Genomic DNA, 26,050 nt, shown 5'->3' with positions numbered 1-26,050 from the left:
CTCATACACCCCCAGGGCGCCCCCAAACTCCCCGTCGTCCCATCCGACGAGACAAGCCTCTCCCATGGCTTCGAGGACGGACGCGGAATCCCCCCCAGGCACGGCTGCACAGGGACTCCCATGTGGGGGCGCCTTCGGCTTGTCCCAGTGCAACTGGACGGAGGTGTGCCCCTCCTCGCACACCGTCCACTCCCCGCTTCGTCCTGGAATGAGGCGGGCGCAGTCGATGGAGTCCGCCGGCCGCACCTCCTGGTCAGAGCGCCATTCCAGGGCCAACCTCGCGTGGATCCGCGCCACCGGCGAGGCGTGTACCGCCACCACCTGCTGCAGCAGCGGCTTCACCTCCTCCGCATGCGCCTGGAAGGAGTAGCTGCCCAGCGCATCAACCGCCGCGGCCTGGACTTCGCTGTGCGGCGCGTCCACCGCCTGGCGCAGCGCATCGAGAGCGGCTGAATCTCCGACGCGTCCAAGGGCCTCCGCTGCCCGCGCGCGCTCCCACCCTTCGTCCCCCGTGGCCAGCAGCCGCAGCAGCGGCTCCGTCGCGGCTGGCCGCGCCACGGGCCCCAGGGACGCGAGGCTCGTGAGGGCCCGGGCACGGCATTCAGGCGCGGCGAGCTGCTCAAGGACGCCCGGCACCGCAGCAGGACTCCCGAAGGCCACCAGCGCCTGCAGCGCCACGGGTGTGAGGCGCACGTCCCCCCTCTGTAGCGCCTGCAGCACCTCGGGCGCGGCCTTCTCCCCTTGGCGCCCGTAGGCCGCCAACACCGAAGCCACGTAGGCCGCGCGCGGGGTGCACCCGTCAAAAACCGCCTCGCAGCCTGGCGCGGGGGCCGCCGGGCAGGACATCCCGGGTGGGCGCCGGAGAGCGGGCTCCGCCAGCTCCCTCGCGAGGAGCGTCCGCAGGCGCAGGACGAAAGTCTCCGTGTACATGGAGCCGCGCCGGGCGAGCACGTGGCGCACCAGCACCAGCGCCTCCCAGCTCGACTCAGGATTCTCCAGTACCCCCACCAGCACCGGGGCCAACGTCGGGCCGAGGTGCTCCAGCGTCGACGTGGGCGACTCCAGGAGGTGACGCAGAATGGCTGGAGCTGCTCGCTCGTCATCGAGGGAGGAGAGCGCGTGCAGGGCCATCCCACGGGGCTCCCGCTCATACGCATCAAGCAGCGCGGGCAAGGCGCTCTTGGCCTTCTCCCCCATGTTCGCCAGTGCCTGTACCGCACCGCCGCGGACGCGGGGCTCCGGGTGCTCAAGCAGCGAAATCAACCGGGGGACGACGTCCTCCCCCGCGCGCCCCAACTTCCAGGCGGCACACGCCTGCTCCGGTGCCGGCCACTTCTCCCCGGTGTCGGGGCCGTGGAGTTCCTGCAGCAGAGAAAGGCACGCGTCAGTGCCCTCGCAGCAACCCTCCCACGTCATGACGTCGTCCCGCTTCCACGTGTGCCGGGCGCACCCCAACGCCAGCGCCACCACCGCGCACACGAGCCCAGCCAACCACCGGGGGCGCCCGGACTTCACCACTCCCTCCATGTCATCGCCTCTCATTCTCCCCTCTCGGTGAAGGGACTTCGAAACCAACGCTTCAGCCAATCACGCACCACCCAGCGAACGAGTGCCGCGCCCGAGGGCCTTCACAACGCGCGTGCCGGCCACCCAGTCGTGAAGGCATCGCCGCTCCTCCCCGACAATGAAGAGCGCATCCATGAGGCCGAACCAGACGCAGTAACCGCACAGCGCCATCGGGAGCGCATTCCGCAGCAGGGCAATGCGCCACACCTCCGCCGGAAGTCCGTCTCCTCGGACGACTCGAATTCCCAAGAGCCGCTTGCCGAGGCTCGCGCCAGTGCCTCGAATCAGGCTCGCCTGCACGAGCAACACGAGGAGCGCCGGAGCGTAGACGGCTGGAGCCTTCATCGCCGCTTCGCCCGGAATGGCCAGGCACCGAAGCACGCCCAGGAACAGGGACGGAAGCAGGAGCGCCGCCCCATCGACAAGGCATGCCGCGAGCCGGGCCCAGCACGTCGCCAGCTCCGGAGCCGCATGAAGGCACCGGAAACACAGGCCCGCCCCCAACGCGGCACAGAAGGCACAGGTGAAGGTGCCGCAACGAGTACAGGCAAGGGCGGCAGAGAAGCCTGGATGCTCGGAGCATTCGGCTTCCGAAATCGATTCAAGGGCCTCGCGGAAGTCGGACATGGAGGGCCGCAGCACAGCTACGCTCGCCCCGTGCGGCAAGTTCCTTCAGCGAGAAATCCCCGCCCGCACCCACAAATGCAACCCAACAGGTACAATCTCCTTGACCATGATGGCAGGCCGCTTGCCACCTGCTGGTTACCGCGACGCCCGGATTTGCTGTTGGGGGGGGACCGCCCTGCCCAAATAAACGAGGCCCCTGGAGGGCGCTACTCCAGGGCGGCTCCTCCAAGAAGGTGCCCACGTCCAGCGGGTTGAGTGTGAACAATCTCGGTCGCCGTGCCATACGTGCGTTACGACGAGCGAGCGGGGAACACACGGGCCGGCGAGTAGTTATGCCGACGAAAAAGGCGGCAGAACAACCAAGGATACGGTCCGAACTTGTCCCGGACGCCAAACGGGGTGAGGAGTTATCCTTGGCCATGTTCCTGGGCGCTGCAGTCAGCCCCGGCCCCCATTGCAGGTAACCTCAAACGCGCACCTCCTGTCCTGGGACTCCAATCCTGGTAAAAGGCGGGAGTGCCTCGTGAACAAAGATGGCTAGGGCGCGCGATGGTAGGCCCGCGCTGGCTCGCGTACCTGGGGGCCGTTGGCCCAACTCAAGAGCATTCGCACCACGCGTTCCAGCTCGTTCGCGCCGCTGAGGGACTGCTTGCGCTCGTAGATGCGCGCGGACGCCGCGCGGAGGGGACGGTGGCCGTCATTCCTCCGGACACCGCTCATCGCATTGAACACGGGGCAGCGCGTGCGTTGCTCGTATTCGTGGACCCGGACGGCCTAGTTGGCCGCAGGTTACGACAGCTCGAAGTGGGCACGGCTTCAGCAGAGTGGATTCATGCGGGGACGCCTCTACTTCGTGTGCCGCATCCAGCCGAGCTGGTGCGTGCGGATGACTGGGTGCGACTTGTGGAAGAGTCGCTGATGCGATTGGTAGGTGAGGCAATCTCCCCCGGCGCGGTGCATCCTGCGATAAAGCGCCTTGTTACGCTCCTCCCGGGGCGCATCGAAGCGGGAGATGTGAGCCAGCGCGCGCTCGCACAGGAGGTAGGGCTGTCCGCTGGGCGCTTCGGTCATCTTTTCTCTACCAGCATTGGCATCCCGCTGCGTCCCTACATCCTTTGGCTTCGCCTCCGTCGGGCGACAGAAGCCTTTCAGGGCGGCGCGACTCTCACCCAAGCCGCTCACGTCGCGGGCTTCACGGACAGCTCGCACCTCAGCAATGCGTTCCGGCGAATGTTCGGTCTTGCCCCCTCGGAGGTGGCGCGGGGCATCGAGTGGGTCAGCGAGCAGCCGTTCGCACCAACAAAGTAGCCAGTTCTTCCAAGTCAGCCGAGGTGCGGCGATGCCACCCTCCTCCCATGCTGACAACTTCTCTTGAAGCCCCTCCAACGCGCCTCGCGCGCCAGGCACTGCGCATGGGGTACCCGCTCTTCATGCTCCTCGGTGTCAACGGCGCAGCCCTAGCCCTTGTCCACGGCGGCGCCTCGAAACTGTGGCTTGGCGGGCTCCTCATGGCAGCCATCGGAGTGTCCTTCCTTGCCGAGCGCGCCATCCCCTACGAGCCAGCCTGGAATCGCCCCCACGGGGATGTCGGGCGAGACCTAGCTCACTTCATCGTCAATGAAGCCTCCAATATCCTGTCCATTCTGGCGCTGCCGCTTCTTTCAGGCTTGGTAACCGTGCGTGACGAATGGCCACATGAATGGCCGTTCGTTTTCCAGGTACTCCTCGCCGTGCTGGTGTTCGACTTCGGCGTCACCCTGACGCACTGGCTGAGCCACCACGTGCCCGCTCTCTGGCGACTCCACTCCGTGCATCACTCCGTCAAGCGCTTCTACGGCTTCAATGGGCTGATGAAGCACCCTCTTCACCAGGCGTTGGAGATGACAGTAGGGGTAGCGCCACTAGTTCTCATCGGACTTCCGTCGACCATCGCCTTAGCTCTCGCCGCGCTCTCGTGCGTACAGCTCCTCATGCAGCACTCGAACGCGGACTACACGGTGGGACCGCTGAAGTACCTGCTGGCCCTCAATGCGGGGCACCGATTCCACCACCTCAAGTGGGCGGGCGTCGGTGACGTCAACTTCGGTCTATTCACCAACTTCTGGGACTACTTGCTGGGCACGTGGTCTTACACGCCCAAGAAGCGGTTCTCTTCGGATGAACTCGGCATCGCCAAAGAGCCGGGTTTCCCGGTGGGCTACCTGGCGCAGCTACTCAAGCCCTTTCAAGGCAGCAAGGAAGCCTGAGCGTGGACCCGGTCGCGCTGCTGGCCTTCAACGGCGACTCCAAGTCTTCGTTTCGTCCCTGCTGGGCACGTTCATGCTCTTGCCGCTTCAGCCCTGGGGCAAGCGAGTGGCCGCGAGGGTGAACATGAAGTCACTGCTCGCTACGCACCTCGACTGGCTCATGCTCGGCTTCATGGAGTGGGGAGCTGCGTTCATGATGAGCCGGTGGCCCGAAACGGCCTCGCCGTGGACAGCCTGGCTTCTCGTCTTCGGGGGCTGGACGGACGCGAGCCCGCCCCCCTTCGCGGCTTCGGCATCAATGCATATGTGCTCGGCGGCTCGTGGGGGCAGCGGACGGCCGCTGGCATCGCAGGGCTCAGGGCCGCGGCGATTCTCTCCGCATGGAGCAGGCTGCACTTCACGATGCGCCCCGTACTCCGGAGGTGAGGGCAGGCGACTCAAGGCGCCTTGGAGGGTTGACCCGAGCGCGTCACTTGCTTATATACGCAAACGTGAAGATGAGGCGACCACAAGCCCCCCAGGAGACGACTCCGCTCTCCGCCGACGCCTGTCAGGTGGACTACGTCGACGAGGCGAAGGTGGCGGCTGTCCAACCTCGAATGCTGAGCGCCGACGCGGCCCAGCAGGCGGCGGAACTACTCGGCGCCTTTGCAGACCCGACCCGTCTGCGGCTACTCCATGCGCTCTCACTCTCAGAGCTCTGCGTCTGCGACTTGGCCCACTTGGTTGGGCGCTCCATGGCCACCACCTCGCGGCAGCTTCAGCAACTGCGACACATGGGACTGGTGAAGTACCGGGCCGCTGGCAAGCTCGTGTATTACTCCCTTGCCAGCACCTGGGCGAAGGGGCTCATCCACGACGCCGTCAGGCAGCTTGAGGGCAGGGAGGCAGCATGAAGGGTACCCTTCGCCTCCAACGCGTCCTCTCCCTGAGCCGAGCCCTCTTGGTGGTGTTTCTCGCTCTCGTCTACTCCGGTGCCCCTCGCTATGCGCTGGCCGCGCTTGGCTTTGAAGAGCCAGAGTGCAGTGAAGAATGCGCTGGGTCTCTCGGGGGCAAGCAGTGCCCGCCGGGTTGCGCTGTTGGCCCGTGTGCCAAATGCCCCCCCGTTGTCGCGCCTGCTGCGCAGCCTCTCCTCGTGGAGGCGCGCCCGGTGTGCGAAATGCTGGTGCTAGTGCCGCACGCGCCTGCCCCCCCTGTAGCTGAAGGACTCTTCCAGCCTCCCAGGGCGTAGCACCCGACGCCCACGGGAGAGGTGCGCCCCAAAGCTGGCACCTTACGGCGGTTTGACTCAGACCTCCCCGCCTTCTCTTCGCCACGCGAGCGCCGTCCGCGCTGACACGGACTGCCACATCGCGCACCGTCCAACCACGCTTCACGTCCAAGCTGTGGGCCCGCTCGCGGGGCTGTCCCCGCGGTGTGGCCCATGGCCGGAGTCGTCGCCCCATGTCCATGTCCCGCTCGCTGGCGTTTGCCGCCCTCTTCGCGCTTGCCTCCACAGCCTTCCCAGTTTTCGCCGAAGAAGCCCCCGCCCAGACGAAGCCTGCTGCCCCAGTCAAGTGCGAGCACGGAGTGAAGAAGCCCCTGTGCACGCGCTGCAACCCGAAGCTTGAGGCCGTCTTCAAGGCAAAGGGCGACTGGTGTGAGGAGCACCAGCGTCCTGAGTCTCAGTGCGCCGTGTGCAACTCGAAGCTTGCGAAGGAGGGCGTCAAGTGAAGCCCCCGCGCATGCATCTGTTGTGCGCTGTCCTCTTCTTCCTTTCGCATGCAACTGGCTGCACAAAGGGAGAGGCACCGGCCCCAGACGCCAAGGCCGAGGCGCGCACGCCGAAGACGGAGGCCACCACGGCAGTTGCCACCCGAGAGGCGAAGCCCGCCCCTTCTTCCCCTGCTGCAGCGGGCCCCAAGCTGTGCCAGCACGGGGTGCCGGCGGAGCTGTGCACGCAGTGCAGCCCGGAGCTTTCAGAGGTCTTCAAGGAGAAAGGTGACTGGTGCAGCTCGCACAACCTCCCAGAGTCCCACTGCTTCAAGTGCAACCCCAATCTCACTTTCGCTTCCACGCAAGGCCCCGAGGCCGGAGAGGCTCATGCACCTGTTCCACAGGAGGCGTGGTGTGGAGAGCACGGCGTCCCCGAGGCCAAGTGCACCAAGTGCAAGCCGCAGCTCATCGCGAAGTTCATCGAGGCGGGTGACTACTGCCGCGAGCACGGCTATCCGGAGTCCGTCTGCCCCTACTGCCACCCGGAGCTGGTGAAGGCGGCCGGGCAGCAGCCGCCGGAATTTCCCGAGCCGGGCACCCTGGTGCGGCTGGCGTCCGTGGACATTGAGCGCAAGGCGGGCATCCAGACCCAACGTGCCGAAGCACAGTCCTTCGCCCAGACGCTGGAGGTGGTGGGCCAGCTCGACTTTAACCAGAACCGCCTGGCCCAGCTCTCCGCCCGTGCCGAGGCGTTGATAGCCGAGGTGAAGGTGGACGTGGGGGACGTGGTGAAGGCGGGTCAGCCGCTCGCGGTGCTCACGTCCGCAGGCGTCGGTGAGACCCAGGCGCAGCTTTCGGCCTCCAAGGCCCGGCTGGAGACGGCGCGCGCCGCCCTGGCGCGAGAGGAAGCCTTGGCTCAGCGGGGAATCAGTCCCCTCAAGGAGGTGCAGGAGGCGAAGTCGGCGCTCGCCGCCGCCGAGGCAGAGTACCAGGCGGCTCTTGCGGGCCTGAGTGCCGCGGGCGCGAGTGCGGGCAGCACCGGTGGGCGCTACGTGCTGGGCGCGCCCTTTGCCGGCACCGTCGTCCTGCGGGACGCGGTGGCCGGACGAACGGCCTCCGCCGGACAGACGCTCATCGCGGTGGCCGACCTCACCACCATGTGGGCATTGCTGGAGGTGCCCGAGGAATCCGCCACCCTGGTGAAGCCCGGCCAGAAGGTCGCCCTGCGCTTCGAGGGGCAGGGCGGTCACCTGCGCGAGGCCACGGTGAGCCGGGTGGCCGCGACGGTGGACCCCGCCAGCCGTACCGTCCGCGTCCGGGTGGACCTGCCCAACCCCGATGCCTCCCTCAAGGCCGGCCTCTTCCTGCGCGCCAGCATCCAGGTGTCAGGTGAGAAGGAGGCCCTCCTCCTGCCGCGCGAGGCCATCCAGGAGGCCCAGGGGCGTCACCTGGTCTTCGTCCGCTCGGGAGAAGGCGTCTACCAACCGGTGCCCGTCGAAGTCGGTGCCGCGCAAGGCAACCGGGTGCCCGTGCTTCAGGGGCTTTCCGCCGGGGCGGAGGTCGTCACCACGGGCGCGTTCCTCCTGAAGACGGAGATCCTCAAGGACTCCATTGGCGCTGGTTGCGTGGACGACTGAGAGGCGCATCCCATGCTGACACAAATCGTCGATTGGTCGTTGCACCATCGCTGGATGGTGCTCCTGGGCACCCTGGCCCTCATCGTCACCGGCACCCTTGCATTCCGAGCGCTGCCGTTGGACGCCTACCCGGACACCACCCCCACCCAGGTGACGGTGAACACCGTCGCTCCGGCCCTCTCTCCCACCGAGGTGGAGCGGCAGCTGACGGTGCCCCTGGAGCAGGCGCTGGCCGGCCTGCCGAAGCTGGAGGAGATGCGCTCCATCTCCAAGTTCGGGCTGTCGCAAATCACCCTGCGCTTCGCCGATGAGACGGACATCTGGTTCGCCCGGCAGGTGGTGGGCGAGCGCATGTCCCGCGTGGAGCTGCCCGAGGGCATCGAGAAGCCCTCCCTGGGGCCGGTGGCCACGGGCCTGGGCGAGGTCTTCCACTACCTCGTCAAGAGCAAGACGCAGAGCCTGGAGGAACTGCGCACGCTGCACGACTGGATCATCGCTCCGCAGCTGCGCAGCGTGCCGGGTGTGGCGGAGGTGAACGCCTGGGGCGGCAACGAGAAGCAGTGGCACGTCGTGGTGGACCCCCGGCGCCTCCAGAAGTTCAACCTCTCCCTGGGCGATGTGTACCAAGCGCTGGAGGCCAACAACGCGAACGTGGGTGGCGGCATGCTGGAGCGCGGGGGCGCGGCGAGCCTCGTGCTGGGCGTGGGCGTCCTCACTGACGGCAAGGCCGTGGAGGATGTCGTCCTCGCTGCCCACAACGGGGTGCCCGTGCGCGTGCGCGACGTGGCCCGCGTGGAGGTAGGGCATGAAATCCGCCGTGCCGCGGTCACCGCGGACGGTGAGGGCGAGGCCCTGCTGGGCCTGGGCTTCATGCTCATCGGGGAGAACTCGGACTCCGTGACGAAGGCCCTGGCCACACGCCTGGAGGAGGTGAAGAAGAGCCTTCCCCAGGACGTGGAGGTGACGCCCGTCTACGAGCGCACCGAGTTGGTGGACCACGTCCTGCACACGGTGGAGAAGAGCCTCCTCGAAGGGGCGCTGCTCGTCATCGCCATCCTCTTCCTCTTCCTGGGCAACGCACGCGCGGGTCTCATCGTGGCCAGTGCCATTCCGCTGTCCATGATGTTCGCGTCCAGCGCCATGCTGCGCTTCGGCATTGCCGGCACGCTGATGTCCCTGGGAGCCATCGACTTTGGCCTCATCGTGGACTCCTCCGTCATCCTCGTGGAGAACGCGGAGAAACACCTGGGCGAGGACAAGTCGGGGCGCAGCGTCCTGGAGGTGGTGCGGGATGCCGCCGTCGAGGTGCGCAAGCCCACCCTGTTCGGCGAACTCATCATCATGATTGTGTACCTCCCCATCCTCGCCCTGGAGGGAGTGGAGGGAAAGCTCTTCAGGCCCATGGCCCTCACCGTCATCTTCGCGCTCATCGGCAGCGTGGTGGTGTCCATGACGGTGATGCCCGTGCTGGCCAGCTTCGCCCTTCGGAAGGGTGCACACGGGCACCGTGAGCCGCGCCTCGTCACCTTCCTCAAGCGCCTGTACCAGCCAGCCCTGGACAGGTCCCTCAAGCACCCGAAGGCCGTGCTGGGCGGCGCCCTGGGCCTGGTCCTCGTGACGGCGCTCGCGGCCACGCAGTTGGGCAGTGAGTTCGTTCCGAAGCTGTCGGAGGGAACCATCGTCATCAACACGGTGCGGCTGGCGGAGGTGTCCCTCTCGGAGTCGGTGCGTTACGGCGGCCAGTTGGAGAAGGTGCTGCTGGAGAAGTTTCCGGATGAGGTGGCGCGGGTGTGGACACGCACGGGCACACCCGAGGTGGCCACCGACCCCATGGGCCTGGAGCTCTCTGACTTGTTCGTCACCCTGAAACCCCGCGACGAGTGGAAGCGCGCAGAAACGCAAGAGGAACTCGTCCACGCCATGCAGAAGGAGCTGGAGGGCATGCCCGGCATGCGGATGAGCTTCCTCCAGCCCATCGAGATGCGGGTCAACGAGATGATTGCCGGCGTGCGCAGCGACGTGGGCGTCAAGCTCTTCGGCGACGACCTCGACGTCCTCAAGGCCAAGGCCCAGGAGATAGAGAAGCTGGTGCGGGGCCTGCCCGGCGCCGCGGACGTCACCCTTGAACAGGTGACGGGCCAGCCCGTCCTGGAGGTCACCGTGGACCGGGCCGCCATCTCGCGCTACGGCATCCCCGCGCACGAGGTGCTGGACGTGGTGGAGGCCATGGGCGCGCGAAAGGTGGGCGAGGTGAGAGAGGGTGAGCGGCGCTTCGACCTCGCCGTGCGCCTGGACGAGGAGTACCAGGACGCGGCGAAGGTGGCCTCCGTCCTGGTCGCGGCACCGTCAGGTGAGCGCGTGCCGCTGGGACGGCTGGCCACGCTCAAGACCGTGTCAGGCCCCACCACCATCCAGCGCGAGTGGGGCAAGCGCCGCGTGGTGGTGCAGGTCAACGTGCGGGGCAGGGACCTGGGGAGCTTCGTCAACGAGGCGCGCACCGCCATCGAGAAGAGCGTGGAGCTGCCGACGGGCTACTACGTGCGCTTTGGCGGCCAGTTCGAGAATCTGGAGCGTGCCCGCCTGCGGCTCTTCCTCGTGGTGCCGCTGGCGTTGTCGCTCGTCCTCTTCCTGCTCTTCCTCACCTACCGCAACCTCCTGGAGAGCATCCGGCCACTGGTGACGGGCGTACCCTTCGCCCTGGTGGGCGGAGTCCTCGCGCTGTTGCTGCGCGGCATGCCCTTCTCCATTTCGGCGGCCGTGGGCTTCATCGCCCTCACCGGCATCTCCATGCTGGGCGACATGGTGCTGGTGTCGCGGGTGCGGCAGCTGCTGGCGAGCGGCATGGAGCTGACGGCCGCTGTGCGGGAAGCCGCCTTGTCCCGGCTGCGGCCCGTGCTCATGACGGCCGCGGTGGCCTCCCTGGGCTTCGTTCCCATGGCCCTCAACACAGGGGTGGGCGCCGAGGTGCAGCGGCCCCTGGCCACCGTCGTCATCGGCGGAGTGTTGTCCTCCACGGCGCTGACGCTGTTGGTGCTGCCAGTCCTGTACGTGGTGTTCGCCAGGGCCACGGGCCGGGACAAGGTGGGGACCGAGGCGGCCAACGAGGATGCTGCCGGTATTCCCAGCGACCGGGGGCTGCGCGTGGTGGAGGCACAGCAATGAGTGCGCGTGACCCTGGCGCTTCACACGGGGCAGCACCGCCGCGGACCCTGCTCGTGTGGCTGAGCTTGGGGCTCCTGGTTGCAGTCCCTGCCGCGGCCGAGCAGCGCTCCCTGTCCATGGAGGAGGCCGTGCAACTGGCCCTCCAGCGCAATCCGGACGTGCGTTCGGAAGAGGCGGAGGTGCAGGCCGCCCGGGCACGCCTGTCCGGTGCGTCCCTCCTCCTTCAGAGCAATCCGGAGGTAGACGTGGCCGCCGGTCCCCGGCGACGCGACGGGAACAGCAGCATTGACTACACGGTGCAGCTGTCCCAGCGCATCGAGGTCGGCGGTCAGCGGGGAGCGCGGGTGGAGGCCGCCAGTGGCGCCCTGGGTGCCGCGGAAGCGCGCCTCGGGACACGGCGGGCGGACGTGGCAGCCGAGGTACGCGAGGCGTTCGGGCAGGCACTGGCCGCCGCCCAACTGGTGACCCTGGCGGAGGACGCGGTGCGGCTGGCCGAGCAGACACTGGAGACGGCACGGCGTCGCCTCGAAGCGGGTGATGCCTCGCGCATTGAGCTGAACGCCGCACAGGTGGAAGTCGGTCGGGCCCGGCGTGAAGTCCGCCGCACCATCCAGAACCGTGCCGTAGCCCTCGGTGAGCTTCAGCGACTCCTGGCCCTGGACGCGGAGACCACGCTCGACCTTCGGGGTGAGCTGGCAACCTCAGCGCCAGACAAGGGCGTGGACGTCGAGGCGCTGGTGCGCACGGCCCTCCAGCAGCACCCGGGGGTGCGCATGGCCCGGCAGGAGGCGGAAGCGTCCCGGGCGGAAGCACGCCTTGCGTCACGCGAGGCCCTCCCGGCCCCGCGCCTGGGGGCAAGCTACAGCCGCGAGGAGGACGCGCACATCCTCCAAGCGACGCTGGGTGTCGAGCTGCCACTCTTCAACCGCAACCAGGCCGCCCGGGGGGTGAGTGCCGCCCGGGTCACCCAGGCAGAGGCTGCCCTGGAAGCAGCCGAGCGCCGCGTTGAAAGGGAGGCGCGGCTGGCGGCAGCGCGCCTTGCTGCGGCCCAGGCGGCAGTGGGGGACTTCGCGGGCGGAGTCCTCCCGGCGGCGCAGGAGAACCTGGAGCTTCTCCAGGCCGCCTATACCGCTGGCAAGGTGGACATCCTCCAACTGCTCCTCATTCGGAGGGACACGCTGGAGACCCGTCGTGGCTACGTGGAAGCGCTGGCGGATTTGAACAGCGCACAGGCGCAGCTCGCCCAGGCCATCGGAAGCGAGCAGGAGGTGCCCAGATGAGCGGCAAGCAACTGGAGCTGTACGTCGAGAACCTCGATTGCGAGAACGACGCGGCGAAGCTGAAGCGGGGCCTCACCGGCACGCCCGGCGTGGTGGACGTCACCGTCTACGCCAAGGCCGCCAAGGTGGTCCTCACCCTGGACGAGGGAAGGACTTCCGCGGACGCCGTCCAGGAGCGGCTGGAGGGCCTGGGATTCCCGGCCAGGCGCCAGCGCGGAAGGACGGGTACGGTGAGCCCCTGGAAGAATCCCAAGGTGCTCACCTCGCTGGCCTCGGGCGTGTTGCTGCTGGCCGGCTGGTTGGGAGCACGCGCCGGGGCGCCACCGGCCGTGGCCTGGGGCATCTTCCTCGCCTCCCTCGCGTCGGGTGCCTGGTACTTCGGCCGGGAAGCGCTGGAGGAACTCCTCCACGAGCGCGAGGTGGGCATCGAGCTGCTCATGCTGGTGGCCGCCGTGGTCGCCACCCTCCTGGGGGAGCCCATGGAGGGCGCCATGCTGGCCTTCCTCTACTCCATCTCCGAGGCCATGGAGGGCTACACCGAGGAGAAGACGCGCAGTGCCATCGAAGCGCTCATGGATCTCGCCCCCAAGGTGGCCCTGGTGCGCCGGGACGGCAGGGACGTGGAAGTGCCCGTGGAAGAGCTGCGGGTGGGCGACACCTTCCTCGTGCGCCCAGGCGAGGCGGTGGCGACGGACGGCGTGGTGCTGGCGGGCGCCTCCAGCGTCAACCAGGCCCCCGTCACGGGCGAGAGCATTCCGGTGGACAAGGGCGAGGGCGCCACGGTCTTCGCCGGCAGCATCAATGGCGAGGGCTCTCTGGAGGTGAAGGCCACGACCACCTACGCCAACAACACCATCTCCCGCATCATCCACATGGTGGAAGAGGCGCAGGAGAAGAAGGGCCAGAGCCAGCGATTCATCGAGCGCTTCGGCCGGCGCTACAGCCCCCTCGTCCTGCTGGCCGGTGTCCTCTTCGCGGTGGTTCCACCCCTCCTCCTTGGAGGTGCGTGGGCGACGTGGCTGGCGCGCGCCACAGTCTTCGTCGTGGCGGCAGCACCCTGTGCCCTCGTCATTTCAATTCCTATCACCCTGGTGGCCACTCTCGGCACGGCTGCCAGGAAGGGCGTGCTCATCAAGGGGGGCACCTTCGTCGAGTTGCTCGCCACCGTGGACGTGGTCGCCCTGGACAAGACCGGAACGCTCACGCGCGGACAGCCCGACGTCACCGACGTCCGCCTGTTCCCCACCTGGGCCACGCAGGCGGGGAACTCCGAGGCGCGGCTGCTGTCCGCGGCAGCGGGAGTGGAGCGCCACAGCCAGCACCCATTGGCCCTGGCCATCGTCCGGCGTGCGGAACAGGAAGGCGTGCCCGTTGGAGAAGTGCAGGGCTTCCGGTCGCTCACCGGCGCTGGAGCCACCGGGAGCTACCAGGGCGTCCCCTTGTACGTCGGCAGCCCCTCGCTCTTCGAGGAGAAGCTGGGCCTTCGTCTCGACGCGCTCCAGGACGAGGTGGCGCGCCTCCAGGCCGAGGGCAAGACGGTGGTGGTCGTGGGCGATGAGAGGACACCGTGGGGGCTTCTGGCCATCCGCGACAGCCTCCGCCCCAATGCCCGCGCCGCCATTGCAGCCCTCCACGCAGCGGGCGTGAAGAAGGTGGTGATGCTCACCGGAGACAACGAGCGCACCGCCCAGGCCCTGGCACGCGAGGTGGGCATCGACGAGGTGCACGCGGGGCTGAAGCCCGAGGACAAGGCGGCCAGGGTGCGTGAACTCACGCGCACGCACGGACACGTGGCCATGGTGGGTGACGGCGTCAACGACGCACCCGCCCTCGCGGAGGCCACGGTCGGCGTGGCCATGGGTGCAGCGGGTACGGACGTCGCCCTGGAGACAGCGGACGTGGCCCTCATGGCCGACAACCTGGAGCGGCTCGCGTACGCCTTGAAGCTCGCCCGGCGCAACCGTGCCGTGGTACGCCAGAACCTGGTCCTCTCCGCGCTCGTCATCAGCGTGCTGGTGGTGGGGGCCCTCGCAGGGACCTTCACCCTTCCCATCGCAGTCCTCGCTCACGAGGTCAGCGAGTTCGTCGTCATCGGCAGCGGGCTGCGCATGCTGCGGGCGTGAGCGCCATGCGGTCCAGGGGACAGGGCATGCCTTCCAGAACGGACAAGCAGCCCGTCTTCTCCGCGAGCGTCACCGGTACGTCCGCAGATGGATGGCTGGGGCGCATGTTCCTGGAGAGCGGACAACTCCTCTACGCGGGCCCCTGTGCCTACCGAAAATTCGGTCGCTGGGGCATGGGGTGCGTCAATGCGAGTGAGCGAGGCGCGCACGAGGGCGTCGGCAGCTCGGTGCGTCCGCCGAGGCGACAACTTCCCTGACATAGGGGGCTAAGGCTGGCGCTCCATGATGCAGCGCATTACGACCGCGCTCGCTGGGCATGCTCCACGGAGTTCCTCAGAGGCATGCAACTCTGCGGGAAGGGCAGCGCGGTCGATGCGGACAAAGCCGAAGCGCGGGAAGTAGTCCGCAGCAGTGGTGGTGAGGAGGAACAAGGCCTCGAGCCCATCTGCGCCGGCTCGCTCAACGAGTCGGTGGACCAACTCGGCCCCCACGCCCTTCCCCTTCTGGTTCTCGTTCACGACAACGGAGCGAAGGAGGGCACTCGTCCCGTACAGCTCCAGCCCTGCAGCAGCCACGAGCGTGCCTTCGCACTCCGCTACGAGGAAGTGTGGCAGATGGTCGGCTACCCCCTGCAGGGGCAGATCTGCAGCATCAAGGAGCGCTTCAACTGCGCCGAGGTCGGCAGGGCGGGCAGGCCGCAGGGTGAGCATCATCGCGCCCACTCCTCGCGGGCCACGAGTTCTGCCACGCGGGCGCTCACGTCATCGCGAATCTCGCGCACGCGCTCCACCGGCTTGCCCTTCGGGTCTTCCATTGGCCAGTCACCGCGCTTCAACCCTGGCACATACGGGCATGCATCGCCGCAGCCCATGGTGATGAGCCACTGGGCACTTTGGGCCAGTTCGTCTGTGAGGCGCTGAGGCTTGGCGCCCGACAGGTCGATGCCCACCTCCGCCATGGCGGCCTGCACTTCGGGGTGAACACGTTCTCCCGGCTGGGTACCAGCAGACACGGCACGCGCCTTGGCTGGGTCCGACAGGGCGTTGAAGAAGGCCGCCGCCATCTGCGAGCGGCCGGCGTTGTGTACGCAAGCGAAGATGACCATCTTCATCGTGATGACTCCTGGGAAAGGCGGCTACTGCTCACCGATGCTGCGGGTGAGCGCCGTCAGGCGCAGCCGGTCTAGCTTCTCGATAGGTAGCGAGAGGAACAGCTCCAGCCTGCGGGAAATCTCCACGGCCACCTTGAGGAAGGCAGCCTCTTTCTCCGCCTCACTGCCCTCCAGAGCCGCCGGGTCCTCGCTTCCCCAGTGGGCAATGACGGGCTGGTATGGCCACACCGGGCAGGACTCGCGCGCCTTGTCGCAAAGGGTGATGACGAAGTCGAAGCGAACGTCCCGGAACTCCTCCCAGGACTTGCTGCGCGCGTCGGCAGCGGGAATGCGGAAGCGCTCACGAAGCAGTTGGAGGGCGAGGGGATGCACCTCACCCTTCGGCGCCGCACCTGCGCTGTGCACCTCGAAGCGCTCGCCCCCCAATCGCTTGAGCAGGAACTCGGCCAGAATGCTGCGGGCAGAGTTGCCCGTGCAGAGGAAGAAAAGTTTGAAGCGCGTTGAAGGAGTCACGAGGCCTCAAGAAGGAGCGGACAGGGGACACCGACTGCCGGCCGAGCCCTACGGGAGCACCTCGCCAGGCCCGGACGAAGGCGTCTTGCCCTCGAAGCGACGAGGCAGCACGGCTTCGCCGGCTCCTGGGAAGAGCCGACGCCTGAGCCAAAGCGACAGGTAGACCAAGGCGATGAGGGCGGGAACCTCGATGAGCGGCCCCACTACGCCCGCCAGCGCCTCTCCCGAGGCCATACCGAACACGCCCACCGCCACGGCGATGGCTAACTCAAAGTTGTTGCCCGCCGCCGTGAACGACAGCGACGCCGTCTCCTCGTACGAGAAGCCCAGCTTCCTGGAGAGGAAGAAGGCGCTGGTGAACATGATGACGAAGTAGACGACCAGCGGGAGGGAGATGCGCACCACGTCCAGCGGGAGGCGGGTGATCTTCTCCCCCTGCATCGCGAACATCAGGACGATGGTGTACAGCAGGCCAATAAGCGCGGTAGGCCCCAAGCGCGGCAGGAAGCGCTGCTCGTACCATGCCTCTCCTTTGAGCCGAGTGAGGCCGCTGCGCGTCAGCGCGCCAGCCAACAAGGGCACGCCCAGGAAAATGAGCACGCTCTTGGCGATGCTCCACATGGACACGTCGAACGCCGCCACATCCGCGCCGAGCCATCCGGGGATGACGGTGAGGAAGAGCCAGCCGAGCACCGAGTAGAAGAGAATCTGGAAGACCGAGTTGAGTGCCACCAACACGGCGGCTACCTCATTGCTCCCGCACGCGAGCATGTTCCAGATGAGGACCATGGCGATGCAGCGGGCCAGGCCGATGAGCACCAGACCATTGCGGTAGTGCGGAAGGTCCGGAAGGAAAATCCAGGCCAGGGCGAACATCAACACCGGTCCTACAATCCAGTTGAGCACCAGGGACGTGGTGAAGAGCTTGCCCCGCGCGCGCAACCGGCCCAGCTCGCCGTAGCGTACTTTCGCAAGCACCGGGTACATCATCCACAATAGGCCGATGGCGATGGGAAGAGACACGGTGTCCAGCTTCACCGTGTCCAGGCGCGCGCCCAGGTCCGGGAAAGCCCTGCCCAGGCCGATGCCCAGGCCCATGGCGGCGAAGATCCACACAGGCAGGAACCGGTCGATGACGGAGAGCTTCTTGACGATACTGTCCGGAGTGATTGCCGTCATGAGAAGGCTCCTGGGATTACTTGCAGGCGTTGGGGCCACGGGATTTGAGGAGGCGCGCGACGTCTTCTCGGAGGACGTCCCGCTTGGCGAAGGCGGACACGAGCGCCTTGAGCTGGGCCTTGCACACCTCGTCCAGCTGCGGGGCAATTCGGTAGTACACCCAGCTTCCGTCTCGGCGGGCCTCGACGATGCCTGCGTTCTTCAGCACGCCGAGCTGCCGGGAGGTGTTGGACTGGGTCAGGTCCAGGGCTGACTCGAAGTGGCAGACGCACAGCTCCCCGTGGCTGAGGAGCACGACGATGCGTAGGCGAGTCTCATCCCCCAGCGCCTTGAAGAGACGGGATGCGGAGCGAACATCTAGAGAGGCGGCGGCAGGTGCCATGATGACATTACGATATTCAAATATCCTGTTTCCTGCCACAACCTCGGCCTCTGCAAACTTTCTGTGACACCGCCAGAAGCGATGACCACGAGGGAGGTGGCGGCGCTGCGAGTGCAGGCTTGGTGGGCAGACCCCAGCCATGCAGTCCGAGGTCCCGCGCCGTTACCTCCGTGGAGAAGGCCGGTCACTCAGTTCCGAAGTGGCGACGCATCCTGGCGCTCCCAGGTGCCGTCGTACGGTGAACAGGTGTGGCCCGAAGGATCCGCACCAAGAAGCACATGCTCCTTCTTGTAGACATTCACTTCCAATCTGCCCTTCCAGTGTTGAAGCACCAGTGGGCGGTCGGTACAGTCCCATCCACAATGCGGACCCGCGCCATCAGCACGCTGCTGCTGCTCGTCGTGACGAACTGGGCAGCCACACCTGCGCTGGCGACTGTCGAGTGCCGGGCCATGCCCGCCCAGGCCCGCGTGGAGTGCCCACCTCCCTGCCCCCACTGCAAGAAGGCCGAAGGGGCGAAGGGCCCCGGGCTGAGCAAGGAATGCTGCGTCGTCCGCGCTGCGCCCGCCTCGCAGCCGGCCGAGCCCACTGCCCGCAAGGCCCATGTTACTGGAGTCGCCGTTGTGGCGCTCCCGGCCTTCTTCCAGCCCGTGGCGACGCATGTGAGTCTGGGGGCACCGCGCCGATGGGTGCTCGTTCCACCGCCTCTCCAGGTCAATCGGCCACTCCTGAGGTGAGCGTCTCCACAGCACCGGGTCTTCCGTGTGCTGCGGCCAGTTGCGCGTTGCCCAGGAGCACGCGCCTCCAGGCCCTAGCTCGACTCGTTGACGCGCTGACTCCTGTCTCGTGGGACGGCTCTTCATGGCCACGTCCACGGGGCACGAGGTGCTCATCCCTCACACCCTTCCAGGCGGTGCCCCTCGAAAGGGCTCCCCGCCAGGCGAAATGCCATGACCTTGTCTGCCGTAGTGGGAGGGCTCGCGCTGCTTGTGTTCACGCAGGACCCCTCCGGAGAAGTGCTGGACCTGCCCAGCGCCGTGAAAGCGGCGCTGCAACACAACCCTGAAGTCGCACAGGCCCGCGCGGCCCACGACGCGGAGCGGGCCGGCGCCGCAGGTGCGCGGGCATGGCCCGAGCCGAGCCTCTCGTACCAGGCGTGGCAGCAGCCACTGGCCCATCCCTTCGACCCGACCGCCACCAACATGCACATGCTGGGCATCCGTCAGACGCTGCCCTTCCCCGGCCAGCTCGGACGCGCCGGAAGAGCTGCCGAGGCCGGAGCCGCAGCCCGGGGGGCCGACTTCCTCGCGGCACGCCTTCGGCTGGAGGCGCAGGTGGCGCACGCCCTCAACGGCTACTGGCTCATCCAACGTGAGTTGGAGGCCCACGCGCGCCACCTGGAGCTAGGACAGCAGACCGTTGCCGCCGTGCGAGCGCGCTACGTCTCGGGGCAGGCCCGGCAGGCGGACCTGCTTCGCGCCGAGACGGAACTGCACCGACAGCACGCGAGTATCGCGGGGCTCCGCGAGAACCTCCGGGGCACCATGGCCCTGCTCAACGCACTCCTTGGCCGTCCCCCAGCTTCACCATTGCCCGCCGCCAGCGAGCCCGAAGCCGAGCTGCCCTCGGGAGCCTTGGAGCGCCCGGAAGTCGCCGCGGCGAGCCTTCGCACGGTGGAGGCACAAGAGAGCGCGGAGCTCGCGGACAAGGCCCGCCGCCTCCCCGAAGTCATGGTGGGCTTCGACTACATGCTGATGCCCGGCATGCCGGACGCATACTCGCTCATGTTCCAGGTCCCCATGCCCTGGCTGTCCGGCAGGCGCACTGCCGAGGCAGAGCGCGCGCGGCGCCAGGTGGAGGAGATGCGCTTCGCGAAGGCGTCGGCGGAGAACGCGGCGCGCTACGAAGTGGCCGAGGCCCAGGCGGGCGTGGCGGCTGCGAGAGCCCAACTCGTGGTGACGAAGGAGAAGCTCGTGCCAGGTGCGGAGCGGACACTGGAGGCGACCCGGGCCAGCTACGTCGCGGGGCAAGCGGACCTCTTGGCCCTCCTCGACGCCGAAAGCGCTCTCCTGGACGCCAGACTCTCCCAAGTGAGACAGCGCGCGGCCCAGGGTGACGCCATCGCGGACCTGCGCCGGGCATTGGGACTGTCCCTCGTCTCGGAGGAGCAGCCATGAGCGACCACCCTCACCACGCCCCCCTTCCCGAAGGGGAGGAGTCCCCTCCCCCAGGGACGCGGGCCATGTCCATTGTGCGCTGGGTCATCCTCGGCCTCATGGCCCTCGCGGCACTCTACACCGTGGCGTTGGCGGCCTGCGGAGCCGTACGGCACGTGTCGTCCCCCAAGAAGGAAGGCGCCGCCGACTCCAGTCACGCGGAGCCCGCGCACGCGGCCCCCCACTACACCTGCCCGATGCACCCGCAGGTGGTGTCCGACAAGCCCGGCCAGTGCCCCATCTGCAACATGAATCTCGTCCCCGGGAAGCCCAGCGCCACAACCACCAGCAGGCAGGAAGGCGATGCCGGCGCAGGGGACTCCAGCGATGCGGGACCTGCCGTTCCCGGGCTCGTCCCCGTCGATGTAGACCCGACCCGTACACAAACCATCGGCGTGCGCGTCGAAGCGGTGCGCCGCGAGACGCTCTCCGGCGGGCTCTCTCTCTTCGGTCGCGTGACGGCGGACGAGTCGAAACTCGCGCACGTCTCCGTTCGTGTCTCTGGGTACGTCGAGAAGCTCTTCGTTGCCGAGCAGGGCGCGCGCGTGAGCCGGGGCCAGCCGCTGGCGGCCATCTACAGCGACGAACTGCTTGTCCTCCAGAGTGAGTTACTCCAGGCCCGACGCTGGGGCGCAGACACCGCAGCGCCTGTGCGCGAGCGGCTGCGGCTGCTCGGAATCTCGGCTGCGGACATCGCGGCCGTCGAAACGTCGGGTGAAGCCCAGCACGCGATCACTCTCCACAGCCCCGTCAGCGGGTATGTCATCGCCCTGAACGTGGCCCAGGGTGACAGGGTGGAGCCTGCTCGCGAGCTGTTCGCGGTGGCCGACCTCTCCCGGGTATGGGTGATGGCGGAGGCGTACGAGCGCGATGTCGCCCACATCCGCCAGGGCCTCTCCGTCCAGCTTCGCCTGGACGCCTACCCTGGCGAGGTGTTCCGCGGGCGCATCGACTACGTCTACCCCACGCTCAACCCTCAGACTCGCACGCTGCCCGTCCGCGTCGTCTTCGCCAACCCGGACGGCCGGCTCAAGCCCGGCCTCTTCGGGACGGTGGAAGTGGCGCTCCCCTCCACCGAGGCGCTCACCCTGCCAGCGGAGGGCATCATCGACACCGGCGAGCACCGCTACGTCTTCGTGGAGGTGAAGTCTGGCCGCTTCGAGCCCCGCGCCGTCGAAGTGGGCGCTCGCACGGGCGACCGGGTGCAGGTAGTGGCCGGCCTCGCCGATGGTGAGCGCGTCGCCACGAGCGGCAACTTCTTCATCGACTCGGAGAGCCGCCTGCGCGCCTCCGTGGCCGCAAGCCCTTCTCCCGCGGCCAGCAAGGCGCCGCCCCCGCCTGGCGCGGGCCCTGACTGCAACGTGGACTTCGACGCGAAGGGCGCCCCGGACAAGTACGCCCAGTGCAAGGCGTGCGAGCGCGTCCACCGCGGCATGGGGACGATGGAAGCCGACTGCAAGAACGCCGTCCCCAAGCCCTGGAGGCAGCCATGAATCGCCTCCTCGGGGCACTCATCGAGTGGTGCGCCCGCCACCGCTACACCGTCATCGCCGCCTCCCTGGTGGCTGCGGCCGTGGGGTACCTCTCCCTGAGGGCCGTGCCGGTAGATGCCATCCCGGACCTGTCGGACCCGCAGGTGGTGGTCTTCACCGAGTGGATGGGCCGCAGCCCCACGCTGGTGGAAGACCAGGTGACGTACCCCATCACCTCCGGACTGCTCGCGGCCCCAAAGGTGACGGACGTGCGCGGGGTGTCCATGTTCGGGATGAGCTTCGTTTACGTCCTCTTCGAAGAGGGCACGGACGTCTACTGGGCACGCAGCCGCGTCCTCGAGTACCTCCAGACGCTTCAGCGGCGACTCCCCCCAGGCGTCAGTCCCACGCTGGGCCCTGACGCCACAGGCGTGGGCTGGGTGTACCAATACGTGCTGGTGGACACGAGCGGCCGGCACGACGTCGCCGACCTGCGCACCTTCCAGGACTTCTCCTTGCGCTATGCGCTGGAGAGCGTCCCGGGGGTTGCCGAGGTCGCGAGCGTGGGCGGCTTCGAGAAGCAGTACCAGGTGACGGTGGACCCTCGCCGCCTCCAGGCGCTGGAGCTCAGCCTCGGCGACGTGGCGCAGGCCATCCGGCGCTCCAACGCGGAAGTGGGCGGACGGGTGCTGGAGATGAGCGGGCGCGAGTACTACATCCGCGGGCGTGGCTACCTTCAGGACCTGGGGGCACTGGGAAAGGTCGTAGTGAAGGCGAGCAGCATTGGCGCCCCAGTGCGTCTCTCCGACATTGCCACGCTCTCCTTCGGCGGGAACATCCGGCGCGGCGCAGCGGACCTGGACGGGGAGGGCGAAGTAGTGGGCGGCACAGTCGTGGCCCGCTACGGTGAGAATGCCCGCGCGCTCATCACCCGCATCGAGCAGAAGCTCCAGGAGGTGAAGCCCTCACTCCCGGAGGGAGTGGAGGTGCGGCCCGTCTATGACCGCTCGGTACTCATCGACCACGCGGTTGGCACGCTCCACCGCACGCTCTTCGAGGAGGCCTTGGTGGTTTCGCTCATCATCTTCGCCTTCCTCCTGCACGTGCGCAGCGCGCTGGTAGCCATCCTCACGCTGCCCGTGGCGATACTGCTCGCCTTCGTGCCCATGCACGCGCTGGGGCTCTCCACCAACATCATGTCGCTCGGCGGCATCGCCATCGCCATTGGCGCGATGGTGGACGCGGCCATCGTGCTGGTGGAGAACGCGCACAAGCACCTGGAGGTGCTGCCGGAAGACGCGGGCGAGGCGGAGCGGTTGAAGGCCATCACCGCCGCGTGTCGCGAGGTGGGCCCTCCCATCTTCTTCTCGTTGCTCATCATCACTGCGGCCTTTGTGCCCATCTTCGCGCTCAACGGGCAGGCTGGACGACTCTTCCACCCGCTCGCGTACACCAAGACGTTCAGCATGGGCTTCGCGGCGCTCCTCTCCGTGACGCTCGCCCCCGCGCTGATAGCACTCCTCATCCGCGGGCGTATCGTCCCAGAGCACCGCCACCCGGTGAGCCGTGGACTCATTGCCCTCTACAAGCCGTTCGTCTACGTGGCGCTGCGCAAGCCGAAGACGACCCTCGCCATCGGAGTGCTCGCCGTCATCTCCGCGCTGCCGCTCATCCCGCGCCTGGGCAGCGAGTTCATGCCCGCGCTCGACGAGGGCGACCTGCTCTTCATGCCGGTGACGATGCCCAACATCTCCATCGAGGAGGCACGGCGCGCGCTCCAGGTGCAGGACAGGCTCCTGCGCGGCTTCCCCGAGGTCGTTTCCGTCTTCGGCAAGGTGGGCCGAGCTGAGACGGCCACCGACCCCGCGCCGCTTTCCATGGTGGAGACAGTCGTACGCCTCAAGCCCCATGGCGAGTGGCGCAAGGTGAAGGTGGAGCGCTTCTACAGCCACTGGCCAGGCTGGCTGAAGGCACCCCTCCGCCCGCTACTCCCCGAGGAGAGACAGAGGACAACCGAGGAATTGATTGCCGAGATGAACACGGCCCTGCAACTGCCCGGGTGGACCAACGCATTCACCATGCCCATCAAGAACCGGCTCGACATGCTCACCACGGGCATCCGGACGCCGGTGGGCGTCAAAGTCTTCGGCACGGACCTCGCGGAGATTGAGCGCGCGGGGGAGGAGTTGGAGCGGGTGCTTGCCACCATTCCCGGTACGCGCAGCGCCTTCTACGAGCGCTCTCAGGGCGGTCTGTACGTGGACATCATTCCGAACCGCGATGCACTCGCCCGCTACGGAATGACGGTGGGCGACCTCAACGACGTCATCGAAGGTGCCATCGGCGGTGAGCCGGTGACGATGACGGTGGAAGGCCGCAGCCGCTTCAGCGTCAGCGTCCGCTACCCCCGCGACGTGCGCAGCGACGTGGAGAGACTGCGCCAGGTCCTCATCCCTGTCCGCGGCGCCACCGGGGCCATGGGCACCTCCGGTATGGGACAAACGGGCTTCGACGTGAGGCACCTGCTCTCGGGCCCCTTCGCGCTGGCGCAGGCGGACATGGGGGGAATGGGCCGTGCCACAGGGGCAGCCCCGGGCATGGGAGGCGGCTCGGAGTTGCGCCTGCCTGAGCGCCCCAAGGCCATGGCCTCTGACAACGGCATGGGGATGCGCCCGATACCTCCGGGCGGCGCCATGGTGCCTCCGGGCCAAGGCATGGCACCCGCCTCTCCGACGCCGCCTGGTGCGGCCCCCGCGGCGCGCACCTTCATTCCGCTCTCCGCACTGGCGGAGGTGAAAGTAGTGCAGGGGCCCCCCATGCTGCGCGACGAAGCAGGACTGCTGGTGGGCTACGTCTACGTGGACGTGGACACAAGCGCCCGTGACGTGGGCGGGTATGTGCACAGCGCCAAGGCCGCCGTCGAGTCTGCGGTGCAGGACGGGCGACTGCGCCTGCCCCGGGGCGGATACCTGAAGTGGACCGGGCAGTACGAAATGCTGGAGAAGATGATGGCCCGGATGCAGTGGGTGGTGCCACTCACACTGCTGCTCGTGGTGCTCTTGCTCGTGGCCAACTTCAAGCACCTCACCGAGGCACTCATCGTCCTCCTGTCCGTGCCGTTCGCGCTCGTGGGCAGCGTGTGGCTGATGTGGCTGCTCGACTACCGGCTCTCCACGGCGAGCTACGTGGGCCTCATCGCCATGGTGGGCCTCGCAGCCGAGACGGGCATCGTGATGATTGTCTACCTGGATGCCGCCTTCGAGCGGCGCCTGCACGCGGGCAAGGTGCGCGACCTCAACGACATCATCTGGGCTCACATGGAGGGCACCGTCCAGCGCGTCCGCCCCAAGCTGATGACAGTGTCCACAATGCTCTTCGGCCTGGTGCCCCTCCTGTGGAGCCATGGCACGGGTGCGGACGTGATGAAGCGCATCGCGGCGCCGATGGTGGGTGGCCTGCTGTCGTCGGCGTTCCTGACACTCGAAATCATTCCCGTCGTCTACACCTACTGGCGGCTGTGGCAGCTCCGACACGGCCGACTGCACCTCACCAGCCAGGAGGGTGCCCCGAGCGCTTCGGAACGATAGAGCTGATTGGGCATCGCCGAGGTGCGCCTCCGCATTCAGCACCTGCGCCGCCTATCCAACTTTCGGTCGCTGCTACTCGGGTGCGTCAAGGCCACATTCGGCATTGCGTCAAGGCGAGTGAGCGAGGCGCGTGGGGCCGAGGCCACCGAATGCCTTAACGGCGAAGGGGGGAGGCACGGGGAGCGCCAGCGGGGCGTACCAAGGCTGCTGCTGCGCACGGCCTGGCTCGACACCGCCCACGGAGGCCTGCCCGCGCCTGCCATGGACCCCGGCCGAACGGGCCTCAATCGGGGCCACGGGAGCCCCCGGACAGGGCCTCGTTTATCCCAGGTCCCGCGCGCGTCGAGACCATGCGACCTTCACCCACCCCATGCTTGGCCCGCGAGCCCACGCGCACCTCCGCCACGCACGCCTTGTGAAGCGGGCGGCCAGAGGGTCAGAACCATGGACGAGAGGTCACCCAACATGTAGTTTGCGGACATTCAATCGGTCCCCGATTGAAGGGGGCCCCCAGCCCTCTCTTTGAAACCGCTGGATATCACTCGCCTTTCGGCCCTCAGAGAGTTTGAGTCCTCTCAGAGAAAAGCCGAGAACGAGTTCGCCTAGGGCTTCATTCGGGGAGCTGAACTGAAGGCCCTGCCAACCGGCAGGGCCTTTTTGTTTAACACGGGCCTCGCGATGAAAATCGCGGGGCCTTCGTGCTTAAGCCCCTGAATCCCAAGGGATTCTGGCTCGCGGTGCTGAAGAGGGCCCTCTCGGCTCTCAACCCCGCAGAGCGAGATGCCTCCTCTCCTCCGCTGCCGATTGGGCTCTCTGCCCCCCTCTTTCACCCGTCCTGGGGAGAGAGAGGTCGAGAGTGGTTAACAGGTGCTGTTAACTTTTGGGGAGGCGGTTAACAACATTCTCCTGGAGCCCCGCTCTTTCCGCTCTGAGGTTTCTGGGAGGGCGTCTCTCTCTGGTTTTTGGTTACGTTTCTCGCCTGCTTTGCTGGTCCTGGAGGGGGCAACGCAAGCCCAGCGGGGACCCTCTCAAGCAATACTCAAGGTGAAGGCGCCTTCAGCCGCCTCGGATCAGCCGTCTCCGCTGCCGTTTCACGGGGGGCTCGCCCCTCTCGCGAGGCGGCCGGCGCGCCGTCCCGAGAACCCCGGAGAGCGCCAAGACTCCGCAGAGTGTCCCACCCCGCGCGCAGGCTCGTGGAGATACCGGGCCCCACGGAAGTGCACCGCCAGCGCCCAGAGTTGCGCAGCCCCAGCC

21 protein-coding genes are annotated in these 26,050 nt (G+C 67.6%); 12 read left to right on the top strand and 9 right to left on the bottom strand.

The window, feature by feature from the left end:
* The 4 genes from HUW62_RS29350 to HUW62_RS49030 all read right to left on the bottom strand — a co-directional run.
* Positions 1-1,527, bottom strand: a 1,527-nt coding sequence (locus tag HUW62_RS29350) for a HEAT repeat domain-containing protein (RefSeq protein WP_176436289.1), incomplete at its 3' end; no start/stop codon positions are given.
* 60 nt (positions 1,528-1,587) lie between these two features.
* Positions 1,588-2,193, bottom strand: coding sequence for an RDD family protein (locus HUW62_RS29345; RefSeq protein WP_141594037.1), 606 nt, complete (start codon positions 2,191-2,193; stop codon positions 1,588-1,590).
* 537 nt (positions 2,194-2,730) lie between these two features.
* A complete protein-coding gene (locus HUW62_RS49035; protein ID WP_176436272.1) occupies positions 2,731-2,913 on the bottom strand; it encodes a hypothetical protein in 183 nt (60 codons plus the stop codon).
* Positions 2,914-3,039: 126 nt separating this feature from the next.
* Positions 3,040-3,264: a hypothetical protein gene (locus HUW62_RS49030; RefSeq protein ID WP_228558545.1), complete on the bottom strand. Its 225-nt coding sequence runs from the start codon at positions 3,262-3,264 to the stop codon at positions 3,040-3,042.
* Between HUW62_RS49030 and HUW62_RS49025 the strand changes: the two genes are divergently transcribed.
* From HUW62_RS49025 to HUW62_RS29295, 9 genes are all read left to right on the top strand, one after another.
* Entirely contained in the window at positions 3,208-3,501 is a 294-nt protein-coding gene (locus HUW62_RS49025; RefSeq protein ID WP_228558544.1) for a helix-turn-helix domain-containing protein, read from the top strand. The genes HUW62_RS49030 and HUW62_RS49025 overlap by 57 nt on opposite strands.
* 200 nt (positions 3,502-3,701) lie before the next feature.
* Entirely contained in the window at positions 3,702-4,439 is a 738-nt protein-coding gene (locus HUW62_RS29330) for a sterol desaturase family protein (protein ID WP_217911617.1), read from the top strand.
* Between the two features lie 554 nt (positions 4,440-4,993).
* Positions 4,994-5,335, top strand: a complete 342-nt coding sequence (locus HUW62_RS29325; protein WP_368670503.1) for an ArsR/SmtB family transcription factor — start codon at positions 4,994-4,996, stop codon at positions 5,333-5,335.
* Positions 5,336-5,882: 547 nt separating this feature from the next.
* Positions 5,883-6,152, top strand: a complete 270-nt coding sequence (locus tag HUW62_RS29320) for a hypothetical protein (RefSeq protein WP_176436285.1) — start codon at positions 5,883-5,885, stop codon at positions 6,150-6,152.
* A complete protein-coding gene (locus HUW62_RS29315) occupies positions 6,149-7,771 on the top strand; it encodes an efflux RND transporter periplasmic adaptor subunit (RefSeq protein ID WP_368670502.1) in 1,623 nt (540 codons plus the stop codon). The genes HUW62_RS29320 and HUW62_RS29315 overlap by 4 nt, the downstream gene beginning before the upstream one ends.
* 12 nt (positions 7,772-7,783) lie before the next feature.
* Positions 7,784-10,933 carry an efflux RND transporter permease subunit gene (locus HUW62_RS29310; protein ID WP_176436284.1) on the top strand — a complete coding sequence of 1,050 codons (3,150 nt, stop codon included), beginning with the start codon at positions 7,784-7,786 and terminating at the stop codon, positions 10,931-10,933.
* Between the two features lie 128 nt (positions 10,934-11,061).
* Positions 11,062-12,213, top strand: a complete 1,152-nt coding sequence (locus tag HUW62_RS29305) for a TolC family protein (RefSeq protein ID WP_368670501.1) — start codon at positions 11,062-11,064, stop codon at positions 12,211-12,213.
* Positions 12,210-14,336 (top strand): cation-translocating P-type ATPase, encoded by a 2,127-nt coding sequence (locus HUW62_RS29300; protein WP_176436282.1) that lies wholly within the window; start codon positions 12,210-12,212, stop codon positions 14,334-14,336. Before HUW62_RS29305 ends, HUW62_RS29300 begins: the two co-directional genes overlap by 4 nt.
* Before the next feature lie 26 nt (positions 14,337-14,362).
* Positions 14,363-14,593, top strand: a complete 231-nt coding sequence (locus tag HUW62_RS29295; protein WP_176436281.1) for a hypothetical protein — start codon at positions 14,363-14,365, stop codon at positions 14,591-14,593.
* 9 nt (positions 14,594-14,602) lie between these two features.
* Here HUW62_RS29295 and arsN2 read toward each other — a convergent pair whose 3' ends face one another.
* Genes arsN2 through HUW62_RS29270 form a run of 5 tightly spaced genes read right to left on the bottom strand, consistent with a single transcriptional unit; the run spans position 14,603 to position 17,521 of the window.
* On the bottom strand, positions 14,603-15,049 hold the full coding sequence (arsN2, locus tag HUW62_RS29290; RefSeq protein WP_176436280.1) for an arsenic resistance N-acetyltransferase ArsN2: 447 nt from the start codon (positions 15,047-15,049) through the stop codon (positions 14,603-14,605).
* Positions 15,046-15,447, bottom strand: coding sequence for an arsenate reductase ArsC (locus tag HUW62_RS29285; RefSeq protein WP_176436279.1), 402 nt, complete (start codon positions 15,445-15,447; stop codon positions 15,046-15,048). Before HUW62_RS29285 ends, arsN2 begins: the two co-directional genes overlap by 4 nt.
* Before the next feature lie 24 nt (positions 15,448-15,471).
* On the bottom strand, positions 15,472-15,960 hold the full coding sequence (locus HUW62_RS29280; protein WP_176436278.1) for an arsenate reductase ArsC: 489 nt from the start codon (positions 15,958-15,960) through the stop codon (positions 15,472-15,474).
* A gap of 48 nt (positions 15,961-16,008) precedes the next feature.
* On the bottom strand, positions 16,009-17,139 hold the full coding sequence (arsB, locus tag HUW62_RS29275; protein ID WP_176436277.1) for an ACR3 family arsenite efflux transporter: 1,131 nt from the start codon (positions 17,137-17,139) through the stop codon (positions 16,009-16,011).
* 16 nt (positions 17,140-17,155) lie between these two features.
* Complete coding sequence (locus tag HUW62_RS29270) at positions 17,156-17,521, bottom strand: helix-turn-helix transcriptional regulator (protein WP_176436276.1); 366 nt, start codon at positions 17,519-17,521, stop codon at positions 17,156-17,158.
* Positions 17,522-18,471: 950 nt separating this feature from the next.
* Between HUW62_RS29270 and HUW62_RS29265 the strand changes: the two genes are divergently transcribed.
* The 3 genes from HUW62_RS29265 to HUW62_RS29255 all read left to right on the top strand — a co-directional run bounded on the left by HUW62_RS29265 (position 18,472) and on the right by HUW62_RS29255 (position 24,796).
* A complete protein-coding gene (locus HUW62_RS29265) occupies positions 18,472-19,698 on the top strand; it encodes a TolC family protein (protein WP_176436275.1) in 1,227 nt (408 codons plus the stop codon).
* Between the two features lie 65 nt (positions 19,699-19,763).
* Positions 19,764-21,230 (top strand): efflux RND transporter periplasmic adaptor subunit, encoded by a 1,467-nt coding sequence (locus HUW62_RS29260; protein ID WP_176436274.1) that lies wholly within the window; start codon positions 19,764-19,766, stop codon positions 21,228-21,230.
* On the top strand, positions 21,227-24,796 hold the full coding sequence (locus HUW62_RS29255) for an efflux RND transporter permease subunit (RefSeq protein ID WP_176436273.1): 3,570 nt from the start codon (positions 21,227-21,229) through the stop codon (positions 24,794-24,796). The genes HUW62_RS29260 and HUW62_RS29255 overlap by 4 nt, the downstream gene beginning before the upstream one ends.
* Positions 24,797-26,050: the final 1,254 nt, after the last annotated feature.

The sequence above is a fragment of the Myxococcus sp. AM011 genome (genome assembly GCF_013372595.1).
GTDB classification, from domain to species: domain Bacteria; phylum Myxococcota; class Myxococcia; order Myxococcales; family Myxococcaceae; genus Myxococcus; species Myxococcus eversor.
Note: the sequence above shows the minus strand (reverse complement) of the source record. Positions and strands in the feature narration are given on the sequence as shown.